The organism is Falsiroseomonas algicola, assembly GCF_011040385.1.
GTDB classification, from domain to species: domain Bacteria; phylum Pseudomonadota; class Alphaproteobacteria; order Acetobacterales; family Acetobacteraceae; genus Falsiroseomonas; species Falsiroseomonas algicola.
In genome coordinates, this window is sequence record NZ_JAAIKB010000015.1 from 57,340 (window position 1) to 71,945 (window position 14,606).

Annotated in this window: 15 protein-coding genes; 10 read left to right on the forward strand and 5 right to left on the reverse strand. The window is 71.0% G+C overall.

The window, feature by feature from the left end:
• Positions 1 to 60 precede the first annotated feature (60 nt).
• On the forward strand, positions 61 to 684 hold the full coding sequence (locus G3576_RS25730) for a hypothetical protein (protein ID WP_164697357.1): 624 nt from the start codon (positions 61 to 63) through the stop codon (positions 682 to 684).
• A gap of 110 nt (positions 685 to 794) precedes the next feature.
• On the opposite strand, the gene G3576_RS25735 is transcribed toward G3576_RS25730, so the two are convergent.
• Complete coding sequence (locus tag G3576_RS25735) at positions 795 to 1,022, reverse strand: hypothetical protein (RefSeq protein WP_164697358.1); 228 nt, start codon at positions 1,020 to 1,022, stop codon at positions 795 to 797.
• Between the two features lie 291 nt (positions 1,023 to 1,313).
• On the reverse strand, positions 1,314 to 3,146 hold the full coding sequence (locus G3576_RS25740; RefSeq protein WP_164697359.1) for a PHA/PHB synthase family protein: 1,833 nt from the start codon (positions 3,144 to 3,146) through the stop codon (positions 1,314 to 1,316).
• Positions 3,147 to 3,342: 196 nt separating this feature from the next.
• Here G3576_RS25740 and G3576_RS25745 point away from each other — a divergent pair, with 196 nt between their 5' ends.
• From G3576_RS25745 to recJ, 6 genes are all read left to right on the forward strand, one after another.
• A complete protein-coding gene (locus G3576_RS25745) occupies positions 3,343 to 3,915 on the forward strand; it encodes a hypothetical protein (protein WP_164697360.1) in 573 nt (190 codons plus the stop codon).
• Between the two features lie 71 nt (positions 3,916 to 3,986).
• Entirely contained in the window at positions 3,987 to 5,207 is a 1,221-nt protein-coding gene (locus G3576_RS25750) for an LL-diaminopimelate aminotransferase (RefSeq protein ID WP_164697361.1), read from the forward strand.
• Positions 5,208 to 5,324: 117 nt separating this feature from the next.
• Positions 5,325 to 6,617: a homoserine dehydrogenase gene (locus G3576_RS25755; protein WP_164697362.1), complete on the forward strand. Its 1,293-nt coding sequence runs from the start codon at positions 5,325 to 5,327 to the stop codon at positions 6,615 to 6,617.
• Complete coding sequence (locus G3576_RS25760; RefSeq protein WP_164697363.1) at positions 6,614 to 7,078, forward strand: hypothetical protein; 465 nt, start codon at positions 6,614 to 6,616, stop codon at positions 7,076 to 7,078. The genes G3576_RS25755 and G3576_RS25760 overlap by 4 nt, the downstream gene beginning before the upstream one ends.
• A gap of 131 nt (positions 7,079 to 7,209) precedes the next feature.
• Positions 7,210 to 8,214: a class II fructose-bisphosphatase gene (glpX, locus tag G3576_RS25765; RefSeq protein ID WP_164697364.1), complete on the forward strand. Its 1,005-nt coding sequence runs from the start codon at positions 7,210 to 7,212 to the stop codon at positions 8,212 to 8,214.
• The gene (recJ, locus tag G3576_RS25770; protein ID WP_207623042.1) at positions 8,214 to 10,001 is read left to right on the forward strand and encodes a single-stranded-DNA-specific exonuclease RecJ; all 1,788 of its coding nucleotides are present in this window, start codon (positions 8,214 to 8,216) and stop codon (positions 9,999 to 10,001) included. Before glpX ends, recJ begins: the two co-directional genes overlap by 1 nt.
• 3 nt (positions 10,002 to 10,004) lie before the next feature.
• Here the strand turns inward: recJ and G3576_RS25775 are convergent, their stop codons facing one another.
• Genes G3576_RS25775 through fahA form a run of 3 tightly spaced genes read right to left on the reverse strand, consistent with a single transcriptional unit; the run spans position 10,005 to position 13,104 of the window.
• Positions 10,005 to 10,949 (reverse strand): Bug family tripartite tricarboxylate transporter substrate binding protein, encoded by a 945-nt coding sequence (locus G3576_RS25775; protein WP_164697365.1) that lies wholly within the window; start codon positions 10,947 to 10,949, stop codon positions 10,005 to 10,007.
• A 5-nt stretch (positions 10,950 to 10,954) separates the two neighbouring features.
• Entirely contained in the window at positions 10,955 to 11,743 is a 789-nt protein-coding gene (locus G3576_RS25780) for a cyclase family protein (protein WP_164697366.1), read from the reverse strand.
• Between the two features lie 35 nt (positions 11,744 to 11,778).
• The gene (gene fahA, locus G3576_RS25785; RefSeq protein ID WP_164697367.1) at positions 11,779 to 13,104 is read right to left on the reverse strand and encodes a fumarylacetoacetase; all 1,326 of its coding nucleotides are present in this window, start codon (positions 13,102 to 13,104) and stop codon (positions 11,779 to 11,781) included.
• Positions 13,105 to 13,190: 86 nt separating this feature from the next.
• On the opposite strand from fahA, the gene G3576_RS25790 reads away from it, so the two are divergent.
• Genes G3576_RS25790 through G3576_RS25800 form a run of 3 tightly spaced genes read left to right on the forward strand, consistent with a single transcriptional unit; the run spans position 13,191 to position 14,589 of the window.
• Complete coding sequence (locus G3576_RS25790; RefSeq protein ID WP_164697368.1) at positions 13,191 to 13,868, forward strand: GntR family transcriptional regulator; 678 nt, start codon at positions 13,191 to 13,193, stop codon at positions 13,866 to 13,868.
• A 56-nt stretch (positions 13,869 to 13,924) separates the two neighbouring features.
• Positions 13,925 to 14,263, forward strand: coding sequence for a hypothetical protein (locus G3576_RS25795; protein WP_164697369.1), 339 nt, complete (start codon positions 13,925 to 13,927; stop codon positions 14,261 to 14,263).
• Complete coding sequence (locus G3576_RS25800) at positions 14,200 to 14,589, forward strand: hypothetical protein (RefSeq protein WP_164697315.1); 390 nt, start codon at positions 14,200 to 14,202, stop codon at positions 14,587 to 14,589. The genes G3576_RS25795 and G3576_RS25800 overlap by 64 nt, the downstream gene beginning before the upstream one ends.
• Positions 14,590 to 14,606: the final 17 nt, after the last annotated feature.

A 14,606-nucleotide genomic window follows, 5' to 3' on the forward strand; every position in this document is an offset into this window, starting at 1 on the left:
TACACCAGGGCAGTCGGGAAGGGAATCAGCCCATTGCGCCGCGGCCGGAATGCCCTCTTGTTGCTGGCCATGACCGCGGGACTCGGCGCCTGCGCGGAGATGCGGACGCCGGCCCCCATCACGCGCATCCCGCCCGTCCTGGCCGCTGGCAGTGCCGACCCGGTGCTGGACCTGGTGAACCAGGCCGCGACCGATTTCGAGGATGCGGGCCGGTCGCTCGCGAATGATCCCGCCCGCATGGCACGCGCCGCCGCGCGGGTGGAGGTGATCAGCGCCGAATTCGCCCGGGATGCGCGCTGGGCCCCGCTCTCCCCCTCCGTGGGGTTCGAGATGCGCGGCGCCCGCACCGAACTTCGTGCCGCTCTCGGCATCCGCGCCGGCGCGTCGCCGGAGGCTGCCTCCCGCGCCCTCTCCGCCGCCTATGCGGCGCTGATGCGGGGCGATCGCGCCGCCGCGGTCCGCGCCCTGGATCCCGCGATCTTCGAACCGGGCGGGGAGGGGACGCTTGCCTTCCTCACGCGCCCCGGGCCGCTGCCGCAATCCCGCATCGCCACCGCCCTGGCGCGCGACGAGGCCAGCCGCCTCGCGCGGAGCAATGTCTGGGGGCTGTCGGGTTCGCTCGATCCGGACAGCGGCTGGCTCGACCCGCTGCCGGGCCGGGGCATGTCCATCGGGCCGCGCTGAAGCCCGGCGCTAAAGCACTATCCGATCAAGCTGAATCAGCTTGATCGGATAGTGCTTTGGGAACGATAACTTCCAGAGCACGAGGCCCGTCCAACGGGACGGATCGTGCTCTACCGCCGCCACTCCGCCCGCAGGCGCGTCACCACCTCGCACAACACGCCTGCCACCACCGCGGCATTGGCGGGGTCGCGCAGCACCGTCCCGTCGGGCCGGTATCCGCCGAGCAGCGTCGGCAACACATCCTCGCCGATGCCGTCGAGATAGGCCATCGGGTCGGGCTGTTCCCGCATCGCCTTCCGCAGCGCCGCTTCCAACGCCTGCGCCAGCGCTGACCGCACCCCATTGTTCATGGACCGAGACCCAATCGGAGCCCTCGAGGCACGTCATCCTGCGCGGCCTGGCGGGCTGAGATCCGCGATCCTGTTGACCGCGCTGCCACCGACAATAGCCCAAAGAAATCGTCGAGTAATGCAGAGGCTGCCAAAAAAATACTCGCGACATGGTGGCTGAGAGACACAGGAGTCGCGTGAAAGTCGCAACAAGCCAAGTCGTCACGACATCAACTCTACCGGAGCGCGAAAATGGCGGAGCGGCGCCCCGCCACAGGATCGTGTCTGAGGGGCGCGCGGTCAGTCCTTCGCCATCACGGTCACATAGGTGCCGGGCGCATCCGCCAGCGGCGTCAGCGCACCATCCCCCGGCACCCGCGCCGGCACCATCGTCCGGTCCTGCGCCGTCACCCAGCGCTGCCAGTCCGGCCACCAGGACCCCGACAATTCGGTCGCGCCCTTGAACCACTCCTCGGGATCCGGCGGCAGGCTCTCATTCACCCAGTGGCTGTACTTGCCGGAATCAGGCGGGTTGACCACGCCGGCGATGTGGCCGGAGGCCGCGAGGACGAAGCGCGTCTTGCCGCCATAGATCTGCGTGCCGCGATAGGTGGATTTCCACGGCGCGATGTGGTCCTCCCGCGTCGAGATCATGTAGGTCGGCACCTTGATCTTCCGCAGATCCAGCGCGACGCCATCCAGTTCGATCCCCCCCGGCTTCACCAGGTCGTTCTGCTGGTACATCCGCCGCAGGTAGAAGCTGTGCATCTTCGCCGGCATGCGGGTGCTGTCGTCGTTCCAGTAGAGCAGGTCGAAGGGAAACGGCTCCTGCCCCATCAGGTAGTTGTTGACCACGAAGGACCAGATCAGGTCATTGGCGCGGAGCATGTTGAAGGTGGTCGCCATCTCCCGCCCCTCCAGGAACCCCTTCTTCTGCATCTTCTCCTCGAGGCCCTGGAGCTGTTCCTCGTCGATGAAGACGCCGAGTTCGCCGGCCTCCTCGAAATCCGTCATGGTGACGAAGTAGGTCGCGGATTTGATGCGCGTGTCCTTGCGCGCCGCCATATGCGCCAGCGTGCAGGCCAGCAGCGTGCCGCCGAGGCAGTAGCCGATGGCGTTGACGGATTTCTCCCCCGTCGCCTGCTCGATGGCATCGAGCGCGGCATAGGGGCCTTCCCGCATGTAATCCTCGAACCCCTTTTCCGAGAGATGCTCATCGGGGTTCACCCAGGACGCCACGAAGACCGTGTGCCCCTGCTCCGTCGCCCATCGGATGAAACTGTTCTTGGGGCGGAGGTCGAGGATGTAGAACTTGTTGATCCAGGGCGGCAGGATCAGCAGCGGCCGCTTCAGCACCGTCTCCGTCGTCGGCGCGTACTGGATCAGCTCCATCAGGTCGTTGCGGTAGATGACCTTGCCGGGCGTGACCGCGATGTTCTCGCCGACCTTGAACTTGGTGTCGTCGGTCATGCGGATGCGCAGGTTGCCCTTGCCGCGTTCCAGGTCGGACAGCAGGTTGGACAGGCCCTTCAGCAGGTTCTCCCCGCCCGTCTCCGCCGTGCGCCGCAGCACCTCCGGGTTCGTCATCAGGAAGTTGGACGGGCTCATCGCATCGACGAATTGCCGCGTGTAGAAATCCACCTTCTGCGCGGTCTTGTGGTCCAGCCCCTCCGCGCCCTGCACCACATTGGTGAAGAAGCGGGCCGACAGCAGGTAGGATTGGCGGATGAAGTCGAAGACCTCGTTCTCCCGCCAGGCCTCGTCCTTGAAGCGGCGGTCGCCCTTCGGCTCCTCGATCACCGGCGCCACCGGGTCGCCCATCATCCGCCGCGCCGTGTTCTGCCAGAGCGTCAGATAATCCTGCCAGAAGCCGATCTGCGCCTGCATCAGCCGCGCCGGGTTGGTCATCAGCCGCGTCGTCATGTCGAGGAAGGCGGAGCCGATATGCGCGGGGTCGGGCCCCGCCGCGCTGCCTTCCGCCTGCCGCTTCAGGAAATCCGTGACGATCCGCTGCCCACGCTCCGCCACATCGGCCATGGTGCGCGACACCAGCGCCGGGTCCGGCAGGCGGAAGGCGCTCTTGTCGAGACCCCCGCGATCAGAGCCGTCATTCCGCGCCCCGTCCTGAGACATGCGCCCCCTCTTTGCCGGGATCGCCCCGGCCGTTCCTGTTGGCCCGATTATGCCCCCCGGCGCTGCTTCCCGCCATCCGGGGCTCACCGTCGCCTGACATGCTGACGCTTTCGCCGGCTGGTGGTTCGCGGTAACCGTGGCCGGCGCGTCCTCCGGCCGCGAAGGATGGGAAGCCATCCGGGAAGGATGGGAAATCATGCAGCCGCGCCTTGATCGCGATACCCTCTCGAGCCCTGCCGCCCGGCGGATGGCGTTGCTGCTGCCGCTGCTGGCGGCGGCCTGCGGTGATTCGGTCCCGCGCGATATCCAGCCGAGCTACTGGTGGCGCAACATCAGCGGCGCCTATCTGGATGAACGCCAGCCGCCGCCCGGCATGGACGCCCCCTATCCCAACCTGGCGACCGTGCCCGCCCGGCCTGTGCCGCCGGATGCCGCGACCCGCGCCGCCGTCACCGCCGCCCTGGCCGGGGACCGGGAGTTCGCCCGCACCGATCCCGCCACGCGCCCGGCCGGCCCCCCGGGCCTGCCCGCCGCACCCGCCGATGGCGCCGCACCCCCGCCGCCGCCCCGCCTGGCCGCGGCACCTGCCATCCGCTTCGATGCCCCGCCCGCCGCCGCCCCGGCGGCCACGGTGCCGGACGCCGCCCCGTCTCGGCCCGGCGCTTCCGCGCCCGCCGCCATCCCCGGCCCGCCGCCCGCGCCGCTGCCCGAATTCCTCGGCCTGCCGCCCGCGCCGACGCAGGACCTGCTGGCGCCGCGGCCCCAATAGCCGCCCGCAACCTCGCACCCCGCAATCGCCTGCTGTATATCGGCGCTTCCTCTACCCGACGGACGACGAACATGACCGAGGAGTTCCACCGCATCCGGCGCCTGCCGCCCTACGTCTTCGCCGAGGTGAACTCGGCCAAGGCCAAGGCCCGCGCGGCGGCGGAGGACATCGTCGACCTCGGCATGGGCAACCCCGACACGCCGACGCCGCCGCATATCGTGGCCAAGCTGGTGGAGGCGGTGCAGGACCCGCGCACCCATCGCTACTCCATGTCGAAGGGCATCCCGGGCCTCCGCCGCGCGCTCGCCGGCTACTACGCCCGCCGCTTCGGCGTGAAGCTCGATCCCGAGACGGAAGTCGTCGCCACGCTGGGCTCGAAGGAAGGCCTGGCGAACCTGGCCCAGGCCATCAGCAGCCCCGGCGACACCATCCTGGTCCCCAATCCCTCCTACCCCATCCACCAGTTCGGCTTCATCATCGCCGGCGCCTCCGCGCGATCGATCCCCTACACGCCGGACGACAACATGCTGGCCGCGATCGACCGCGCGGTGCGGCATTCCGTGCCGAAGCCGACCGCCGTCATCGTCAACTTCCCCTCCAACCCCACCGCCCTCCTCGCCAGCCGCGAATTCTACAAGGACCTGGTGGCGCTGGCGCGGAAGCATGAGCTCTTCATCCTCTCCGACCTCGCCTATGCCGAGCTCTATTTCGACGAGGCGAACCCGCCGCCCTCCGTGCTGGAAATCCCCGGCGCGAAGGAGGTGACGGTCGAGTTCACCTCCATGTCCAAGACCTACAACATGCCGGGCTGGCGCATGGGCTTCGCCGCCGGCAACCAGCGCCTGATCTCGGCGCTGACGCGGGTGAAGTCCTACCTCGACTACGGCGCCTTCACGCCGATCCAGGTCGCCGCCGTCGCCGCGCTGAACGGCCCGCAGGATTGCGTGGCGGAGATGCGGGAACTCTACCGCGAACGCCGCGATGTGCTGGTCAAGGGCCTGCATGCCGCGGGCTGGAACGTGCCGAGCCCCGATGGCTCCATGTTCCTCTGGGCGCCCATCCCCGACCGCTTCCGCCACCTCGGCTCCGTCGGCTTCTCCAAGCTGCTGCTGGAGAAGGCGAAGGTCGCCGTCGCGCCGGGCCTCGGCTTCGGCGAGCATGGCGACGACCATGTCCGCATCGCGCTGGTGGAGAACAACCACCGCATCCGCCAGGCGCTGCGCGGCATCAAGACCTTCCTCGCCGCCGACAATGCCGGCCCCGTCGATGCCATGGACGTGGACGCGGCCTGACCCTTCCTCCCCCCCGCCGCCCTTCAACCCTCTCCCCCCAACGGCGGGAGAGGGCAGGGTGAGGGGGGCTTTGCGGGATCGAGACTGGCCCCGCCCCGCCTTCCTGGAATGCATGACATGACCAAGCCCCTCTCGGTCGGCGTCGCCGGCCTCGGCACCGTCGGTGCCGGCGTGCTCACCCTGCTGCGCGACAATGCCGCGACGGTCGCCGCCCGCGCCGGCCGCCCCATCGCCGTCACCGCCGTCTCTGCCCGCGACCGCACGCGGGACCGCGGCGTCTCCATCGCGGGGCTGCGCTGGTACGACGATGCCGCGGCGCTGGCGAACGACCCCGGCGTGGATGTGGTGGTGGAGACGATCGGCGGCACCGAAGGCCCGGCCGCCGATCTGGTCCGCGCCGCCCTCGCCGCCGGCAAGCCCGTGGTCACCGCCAACAAGGCGCTGCTCGCCATCCACGGCGCCGAACTCGCCGCGACGGCGGAAGCCAAGGGCGTCGCGCTCTGCTTCGAAGCCGCCGTCGCCGGCGGCATCCCCGCCATCAAGGCGGTGCGGGAGGGGCTGGCCGCCAATGATCTGACCCGCGTCATGGGCATCCTCAACGGCACCTGCAACTACATCCTGACGCAGATGCGCGAGCGCGGCATCGAATTCGCCCAGGCGCTGAGCGAGGCGCAGAAGCTCGGCTACGCGGAAGCCGATCCGAGCTTCGACGTGGATGGCATCGACGCCGCCCACAAGCTGGCGATCCTGGCGGCGCTGGCCTTCGGCCGCCCCGTCGATTTCGGGGCCGTGCATGTGGAGGGCATCCGCAGCGTCAGCGCGCTCGACATTAAGCTCGCCGAAGAACTGGGCTACCGCATCAAGCTGCTCGGCATCGCGCGGCGGACGGAAGCGGGGATCGAGACGCGCATGCATCCCTGCATGGTGCCGGTCAGCCACCCCATCGCCCGCGTCGATGGCGTCTTCAACGCGGTGGTGGCGGAAGGCGATTTCGTCGGCCGCGTGGTGCTGGAAGGCCGCGGCGCCGGCGCCGGCCCGACCGCCTCCGCCGTGGTCGCGGACCTCATCGACATCGCGCGCGGCCGCACCACGCCGGTCTGGGGCGTCGCCTCCTCGGCGCTCTCCCACGCGCCGTCGCTCCCCATGTCCCAGCGCGTCGGCGCCTACTACCTGCGTCTGATGGTGGTGGACCGCCCCGGCGTCATCGCCGATGTCACTGCGGCGCTGCGCGACAACGCCATCAGCCTCGAATCCATGCTCCAGCGCGGCCGCGCGCCCGGGGAGGCGGTGCCCGTCGTCGTCACGACCCATGATTGCGAGGAGGCGCAGATGCGCGCCGCCATTGCGCGGATCGAGGCGCTGGAAGCGGTGGTGGAGAAGCCCGCCCTGATCCGCATCGAGGCGCTGTGAGGGCTGCGGCGCCCTTCCTGCTGCTGCTCGCGCTGGCCCTGCCGGCGTGGGCGCAGGTCCCGGGCGCCTCCGGCGCTCCGGAGTCCCGCTTCGCCGGCGACTGGTCCGGCACCTATGTCTGCGCTCAGGGCTCCACGGGCATGAGCCTGCGGCTCCGCCCGCAAGCCGATGGGCGCCTCTCCGGCGTCTTCCACTTCTACCCGCTGGCCAGCAACCCGCAGGCCGCGGAGGGCTGCTACGAGGTCTCGGCCGAACCCGATGGCGACGCCATGACCGTCGTCGCGGGCGCCTGGCTTCTGCGGCCGCCGAACTACGTCACGGTCGATCTGGACGCTGAGATCGATGAGGACGGCACGCTGTTCGGCCAGGTGGACGGCCCGGGCTGCACCCTCTTCGCCGCCCGACGCGTGGTCCCCCGCAGCCTGCCGGCGGCCTGCGGCGCCACCATCTCGGCCCGCTGACCGCGACAGGGTGACCTCGCTGCCCCCTTTCGCGCCGCCCGCGTTCCGGGCAACAAGCCAGCACCGACGTGAAGGGTGCCGTGGCGCGATCCGCCGCGTTACCCTGCCGCACCGATCCGGAGGAACTGCCCGTGGCTGATCTCGACCGCCAGGTCCATGTGGACCGCAACCTCGCCCTCGAACTCGTCCGGGTGACGGAGGCCGCGGGCCTCGCCGCCTCCCGCTGGATGGGCCGGGGCGACAAGAACGCGGCGGATGGCGCGGCGGTGGAAGCCATGCGCAAGGCCTTCGATACCGTCGCCATCTCCGGCACCGTCGTGATCGGCGAGGGCGAGATGGACGAGGCGCCGATGCTCTACATCGGCGAGAAGGTCGGCCTCTACGCCAAGGCCGGCGGCGGGCCGGAGGTCGACATCGCCGTCGATCCGCTGGAGGGCACGACCATCACCGCCAAGGGCGGCCCCAACGCCATGGCCTGCGTGGCACTCGCCCAGAAGGGCGGCTTCCTGCATGCCCCCGACGTCTACATGGACAAGATCGCGGTCGGCCCGGGCCTGCCCGACGGCGTCGTGCACATCGACGCCTCGGTGGAGGAGAACCTGGCCAACCTGGCGAAGGCGAAGAAGTGCGGCATCGGCGACCTGGTCGTCTGCCTGCTGGACCGCGACCGCCACAAGGACATCGTGAAGCGCTGCCGCATGGCCGGCGCCCGCATCATGATGATCCCGGACGGAGACGTCTCCGGCGTCGTCGCCGTCTCCCAGGCCGATACGGGCGTGGACATCTATCTCGGCTCCGGCGGCGCGCCGGAAGGCGTGCTGGCCGCGGCCGCGCTGCGCTGCATCGGCGGCCAGATGCAGGGCAAGCTGCTCTTCGAGAATGAGGAGCAGATCGCCCGCGCCAAGGAGATGGGCGTGACCGACCCCAGCCGCGTCTATGGGCTGGAGGACATGGCCCGCGGCGACGTGATGTTCGCCGCGACGGGCGTGACGACGGGCCCGATGCTGCGCGGCGTCCGCCACCTCGGGACCTCCGCGGTCACGCATTCCATCGTCATGCGCAGCAAGTCCGGCACCGTCCGCTACGTGGAGGGCCACCACAACTTCGCGCGCAAGCCCCTCGCCTTCCAGGGCTGATGATGCACGGGCCGGTGCAGGACCAGGCGGCGCTGGCTTTAGGCGTCGCGCATTCCGCCACCGGCCGTCGCTGGATCTGGCGGCAGGGCGATGCGCGGACCGGCGCCGCCATCGCCCAGCGCCTGGCGCTGCCCGAACTGGTCGGGCGCCTGCTCGCCGCCCGCGGCGTCGGCATCGATGCCGCGGCGGATTTCCTTGAGCCCACGCTGCGCGCGCTGCTGCCCGACCCCTCCTGCCTGCGGGACATGGATGTGGCGGCGGCACGCCTCGCGGATGCCGTGCAGCGCGGCGAACACGTCGCGGTCTTCGGCGACTACGACGTGGACGGCGCCTGCAGCGGCGCGCTGACGACGCGGCTGCTGCGTGACCTCGGCTGCGCCGTCACCCACTACGTCCCGGACCGCATCCGGGAAGGCTATGGCCCGAACGCGGCGGCGATCTCCGCCCTCTGCGACCGCGGCGCCACGCTGATCGTGACGGTGGATTGCGGCATCGCGGCGGAGGCTGCCTTCACCGGCGCCCATAACCGCGCCGACATCGTCATCCTGGACCACCACAAGGCGGAGGGTCCGGTGCCCCGCGTCCGCGCCGCGGTGAACCCCAACCGCCCGGATTGCGGCAGCGGCCTCGGCCATCTCTGCGCCGCCGGCGTCGCCTTCCTGGCCGGCGTCGCGACCTTGCGCGAACTCCGCCGCCGCGGCCATTTCGCGAACCGGCCGGAGCCCCGGCTGCTGGACCTGCTGGACCTGGTGGCGCTGGCCACCGTCTGCGACGTCATGCCGCTGACCGGCCTGAACCGCGCCCTGGTGACGCAGGGGCTGAAGGTCATGGCCCGCCGCGGCCGCGCCGGCATCGCGGCGCTGCTCGATGTCGCACTCGCCAAGGACGCGCCCAGCGCCCACACGCTCGGCTACCTGCTCGGCCCCCGCATCAACGCCTCCGGCCGCATCGACGAAGCCGATCTCGGCCTCCGCCTGCTGGTGGAGGACGACCCGATCGAGGCCCGCGCCATGGCCGAGAAGCTCGACCAGGTGAACCGGCGGCGGCAGGAGGTGGAGGCCGATGTGGTGACCGCCGCCATGACGGAGGCCGCCCGCCAGGTCGATCGCGGCCATCCCGTGCTGCTGGTGGTGGGGCAGGGCTGGCATCCCGGCGTGGTCGGCATCGTCGCCGGCCGCATGAAGGAGAAGTTCAACCGCCCCGCCTGCGTCGCCGGCCTGGCGGATGGGCTCGCCAAGGGCTCCGGCCGCTCGCTTCCCGGCGTCGATCTCGGCGCCGCCATCATCGCCGCGCGCCAGATGGGCCTGCTGCACACCGGCGGCGGCCACGCCATGGCGGCCGGCTTCTCCTTCCTGGAAGCGCGGGAGGGCGAGTTCCACGCCTTCCTCGACGAACGCCTGGCCCATGCCGCCGATCTGCCCGGCGCCGCCGACCTGCCGGTCGAGGGCTCATTGACCGTGCAGGGCGCCACCATGGAGGTCGCGACCCAGGTCGCGCGCCTCGCCCCCTTCGGCGCCGGCAATGACGAACCGGTCTTCGTCCTCAACCGCGCCCGCGTGGTGCGGGCCGACCGCGTCGGCAAGGAAGGTGCGACCATCCGCGCCTTCCTGGAAGGGGAGGGCGGTGGGCCGCGCCTCAAGGCCGTCTGCTTCCGCGCCAAGGACGGGCCGCTCGCCGCCGCCCTTCTCGGCGGCGGCACGATGCACCTGGCGGGTCATCTCCGCGCCGAGTCCTGGAACGACAACGTCACGGTCGGCTTCCACGTCGTGGACGCCGCGCCGGTGTGAGCTTCACTCCGGCTGCACGCCCAGCTCCCGCAGGATGCGGCCGTAATTCTCGTATTCGCCCCGCACCCATTCCGTCAGCGCCTGGCGCGGCACGAAGCGAACGGGGGATCGGCTGTTGGCCAGCACGCGCAGCACCGTCGCATCCTGCAGCGCATCCCGGCAGGCGCTCTCCAGGCGGTCCAGCACCGGCGCCGGCGTGCCCCGAGGCGCATAGATGCCGACCTGGGAGAAGAGCTGCGCGTCGATCCCCTGTTCCCGCGCCGTCGGCACATCCGGGAAGTCGGGGTGCCGGTTGGCGGAGAACACGGCCAGCAGCCGCATCCGCCCCGCCATCACCAGCTCCGCCGCCGAACTGACGATGGCCGCCGAGAAGTCGAGCCGCCCGGCCAGCGTGTCGTTGATGTGCGGCGGCTCACCCCGGTAGGGGATGTGGTTCAGCTCGATCCCCGTCGCGCGCTGCACCTGCCAGACCGCCAGCTGAGGCAGCGAATTCGGCCCCGGGCTGCCGAAGGACAGCGCCCGCCGCCGCGCCTCCGCCACCAGCCCCGGCAGGTCCCGCATCGGGCTGTCCGCGCGCACCGCGATGGTGATGACGTTCTCGTTCGTGCCGCAGACGCCCTCGAAGCTGTTGGGGCCGATGCCGGCATTCCGCAGCAGGTGCGGCTGCACCGCGATCGCCGTCACCGGCGTATGCCCGATGGTGTAGCCGTCGGGCGCCGCGCCTGCCACGACGCGCATGCCGACGACGCCGGAAGCGCCATCCCGCGTCTGCAGCACCAGCGGCTGCCCCGTGGCGCGCTGGAAATGCTCGCCCACCGCGCGCATCAGCGCATCCGCCGCGCCGGGCGCATAGGGCATGATGACGGTCACCGGCCGTTCCGGGAACTCCGCCCGCGCCGCGGGCACGAAGCCGAGCAGCGCTGCCGCCGCCAGCAGGATCCTGCGCATGACCCTCACTCCTCGAAGATCGCGACGGCGCGGGTCCAGCCCGCGGAGCCCTGGTGAACCTTCACGGGGAAGCAGGCGATCATGAAGCCGTGGGGCGGCAGCTTCTCCAGCCCGTTCAGCTTCTCCATGTGGCAGTAGCCGATCTCCCGCCCCGCGCGGTGGCCTTCCCAGATCAGCGACGCATCGCCGGTTTCCTGCACGCGGCGCTTCGTGTGGCTGAAGGGCGCGTCCCAGGACCAGCCATCGGTGCCGGTCACCCGCACGCCGCGTTCCAGCAGCCACAAGGTCGCCGCCTTGCCCATGCCGCAGCCGCTGTCGATGTAGTCGTCCTGGCCGTAGCGCTCGCCGGCCCGCGTGTTCACCACGACGATCTCGAGCGGCTTCAGTTCGTGCCCGATCCGCTTCAGCTCGGCTTCGACATCCGATGGCTGCACGATGTAGCCATCCTCGAACCCGCGAAAATCCAGCTTCACGCCGGGCTGGAAGCACCAGTCGAGCGGCACCTCGTCAATGCGCATGCTGGGCTCGCCCCCCGGCACCGTCCGTTCGTTCATGCGGGAGAAGAAGTGGTAGGGCGCGTCGAGATGGGTGCCGTTATGGGTGCTGATCTGCACCCGCTCCACCGCGGCGTATTCGCCTTCCGGCAGCGCATCGATGGGCACGCCCATGTACTCCGCCATGGAAGGCGCGCTCATCCGATGGTCCACATAGTCGATCTTCGGCAGCATGTGCGGCGGGTCGCTCGCGATGCCGGCCTTGAGCGCGGACGAGATGTCCACGATGCGTCGTGCCATGTCTTGTGTTTCCTCCGTGGTCAGGCCGGTCCGTGTCAGGCGGTGGGGAAGGGCCTCGCCGGCTTGATCCTCGCACGGCATTCGCCGAAGCCAATGGGGACGAAGCCATCCCTGCTGGCGCGGCCGGTGAACCAGACCTCGTCGCCATCCTCCAGGAAGCTCCGGCGCTCCCCGTTCGGCAGGGTCAGGCCGCCATCCTCCACCACCACCTCCGCCAGGCAGGCCCGCCCCTCGTGCTCGGGGCCGGAGACGGTGCCGGTGCCGAGCACGTCGCCCGGCCGCAGGTCGCAGCCATTGCTGGTGTGGTGCGCGACCATCTGCGCCAGCGTCCAGTGCAGGTGCTTCAGGTTCGTCGCCACGATCCGCGCCGGCGCCGTGCCCTCCGCCCGCATCCGCGGCGTCGTCATCCAGCATTCCAGCGCCACGTCGAGCCCGCCCGAAGCCTGGTCGGCCGCGGCCATCAGGTAGGGCAGGGGCTCCGGGTCGCCCGGGAGCCGCGCGAAGGCCGGCGCGGCGAAGGGCGCCAGCGCCTCCGCCGTCACGATCCAGGGGGAGACGGTGGTGGACAGGCTCTTCGACAGGAAGGGGCCGAGCGGCATCATCTCGAAGCGCTGCACGTCCCGCGCCGACCAGTCATTCAGCAGGCAGGTGCCGAACACCGCCTGGCCCGCCCGCGCGACCGGGATCGGCTCCCCGAAGCGATTGGCCGCGCCGATCACCGCGCCGAACTCCAGTTCGAAATCCAGCGACTGCGTCGGCCCAAAGCACGGCGTCCCGTCCGGCCCCATCGCCTGCCCATGCGGCCGCGCCACCGCCTCCCCGCTCACGCGCACCGTGGTCGCGCGGGAATGGTAGGCGATCGGCAGGTGCAGGAAGGCGGGCGGCAGCGGATTGCCGGGATCGCGCTTCGCCCCCATGCGCGCCGTGTGGAAGCGGGACGCCATGAAGTCGGTGAAGTTACCGACCGCCATCGGCAGGTGCAGCGCCACCTGGTCCATCGGCATCAGGCAGGCCGAGGCTTTCGCCTGGTCCGCGCTGCCTTCCGCCAGGATGGCCGAGACCCGCCGCCGCAGCGCCCGCGACGCCCCCCGCCCCAGCGCCAGCAGCGGGTTCAGCACCGGGCCCGAGGCCGCCTCCGCGGCCTCTCCGGCCTCGCCCTCCAGCAGCCCGGCCGCCAGCGCCGCAGCCAGGTCCAGCACCTGGTCGCCGATCGCGATTCCCCCGCGCCGCTCCCCGCCGCCGCGGCTGAACACGCCGAGCGGCAGGTTCTGGATGGGGAAGTCCGTCCCCGGCGCCTGGGCGGAGGCCACCCAGCTTCGCCGCGCCGGGTCATGCGTCTCATCCAGCCGGTCATGAGTCATGGCAAGGCCCGCTTCCTCCGTGTTATGTCGATCATGCGAGGAATCATCGATCATGCAAGTAGAAATATATTTTCTGGCGAAAATCGATGGCTGACGGGGGGCTGGCCAGCACCGCCGCGGAGGCCGTTGCCCATCGCCTGCGGCAGGACATCGTGGCGGGCGACCTGGCGCCGGCCGCGAAGCTCCGGCTGAAGGATCTGGTGGAGCGCTACGGCATCGGCACCACGCCGCTGCGCGAAGCCCTGTCCCGCCTGGTGGCGGAGGGCTTCGTGCATGGCGAAGGGCAGAAGGGCTTCTCCGTCCCCCCGGTCACCCGCGCCCATCTCCTCGACATCACCCGCACCCGCCAGATGCTGGAGCCGGAGGCGCTGCGCCTCGCGATCCAGGCCGGCGATGCGGCGTGGGAGGATGAGATCGTCGCCAGCCTGTCCCTGCTGAAGCGGGAGATCGAGCGGCGCGACCCCGCCAACCCCGCCTGGCAGGACAGCTACGAGGCGAGGCACCACCGCTTCCACCGCGCCCTGATCGCTGCCTGCCCGCTGCGGTCGCTGGCCGGCTTCTGCGATGAACTCTACGTGCAGATGACGCGGTATCGCCGCGTCATGAAGACCGTGCTGGTGGACTGGAACCGCGCCGCGCCGGTGCACCAGCAGCTCGCCGACCTCGCCGTGGCGCGGCAGGAAGCGGCGGCCATGGCCGCCATCCATGCCCATATCGGCACCACCGCCGACCATGTCCTGCCCGCGCTGTTCGGGGAGCCGTGACCTTACGCAACAATCCCGCCCTTGAACCCTGGCCCAGCCCGGGCAACATCCCGGGCATGGACCAGCACCGCACCCCGCCCGTCCTCGACATGACGCCGGATGGCCAGTTCCGGGATAACGCCGGGCCGAACCCCGGCATGAACCCGGGCGCGCCGCCCAACCCGCGCCCGGCGACGACGCTCGACCGCATCCTGGGCCGGGTCGGCGGCGTGGCGCTGCTGGTCGCGCTGGCGGCCGGTGGCCTGCTGCTGGCCTCGCTCGCCATCCTCTTCGTCGGCCTGGTGCTGCCCGTGCTGATCGTCGCCGGCGCCATCGGCGCCGTCACGCTGTGGTGGCGCATCCGCCGCCTGAAGCGCCAGGGCGTGCCCATCCGCTTCGTGGTGGTCCGCCGCTGAGCGCACCCTTCCGGGTCCAGGAAGACCGCCTCTACGACGTTTCCGCCCGCGGCACCGCCTTCACGGAAGGCGACGCCGCGGAGGCCGCCGCGCGGCTTGCGCGGCTGCGCTGGCTCTTCGCCCTCGGACTCGGCGCCAATGGCCTCACCTGGACTTTGGCGGGGCTCGCCTTCGTGCTGGGCGGTCGCGCCTGGGGCGCCGGCTTCGGCCTGCTGGCGCTGGCGACCGTTCCGCTGCTCGCCCTTCCCGCCCTCATCGAGGCCCTGGCCCGGCACCGGGCGCGGCGACGGCATCGGGTGAGGCCAAGGGAGTTCGGGCGCGGCTGACGCCGGGGCAGGGGGTG

Bases quoted from the DNA above. Each gene is read 5' to 3' on its own strand.
- G3576_RS25740 (WP_164697359.1), bottom strand. From the start codon at position 3,146: ATGTCTCAGGACGGGGCGCGGAATGACGGCTCTGATCGCGGGGGTCTC.
- G3576_RS25745 (WP_164697360.1), top strand. From the start codon at position 3,343: ATGCAGCCGCGCCTTGATCGCGATACCCTCTCGAGCCCTGCCGCCCGG.
- G3576_RS25750 (WP_164697361.1), top strand. From the start codon at position 3,987: ATGACCGAGGAGTTCCACCGCATCCGGCGCCTGCCGCCCTACGTCTTC.
- G3576_RS25755 (WP_164697362.1), top strand. From the start codon at position 5,325: ATGACCAAGCCCCTCTCGGTCGGCGTCGCCGGCCTCGGCACCGTCGGT.
- recJ (WP_207623042.1), top strand. From the start codon at position 8,214: ATGATGCACGGGCCGGTGCAGGACCAGGCGGCGCTGGCTTTAGGCGTC.
- G3576_RS25775 (WP_164697365.1), bottom strand. From the start codon at position 10,949: ATGCGCAGGATCCTGCTGGCGGCGGCAGCGCTGCTCGGCTTCGTGCCC.
- G3576_RS25780 (WP_164697366.1), bottom strand. From the start codon at position 11,743: ATGGCACGACGCATCGTGGACATCTCGTCCGCGCTCAAGGCCGGCATC.
- fahA (WP_164697367.1), bottom strand. From the start codon at position 13,104: ATGACTCATGACCGGCTGGATGAGACGCATGACCCGGCGCGGCGAAGC.
- G3576_RS25790 (WP_164697368.1), top strand. From the start codon at position 13,191: ATGGCTGACGGGGGGCTGGCCAGCACCGCCGCGGAGGCCGTTGCCCAT.
- G3576_RS25795 (WP_164697369.1), top strand. From the start codon at position 13,925: ATGGACCAGCACCGCACCCCGCCCGTCCTCGACATGACGCCGGATGGC.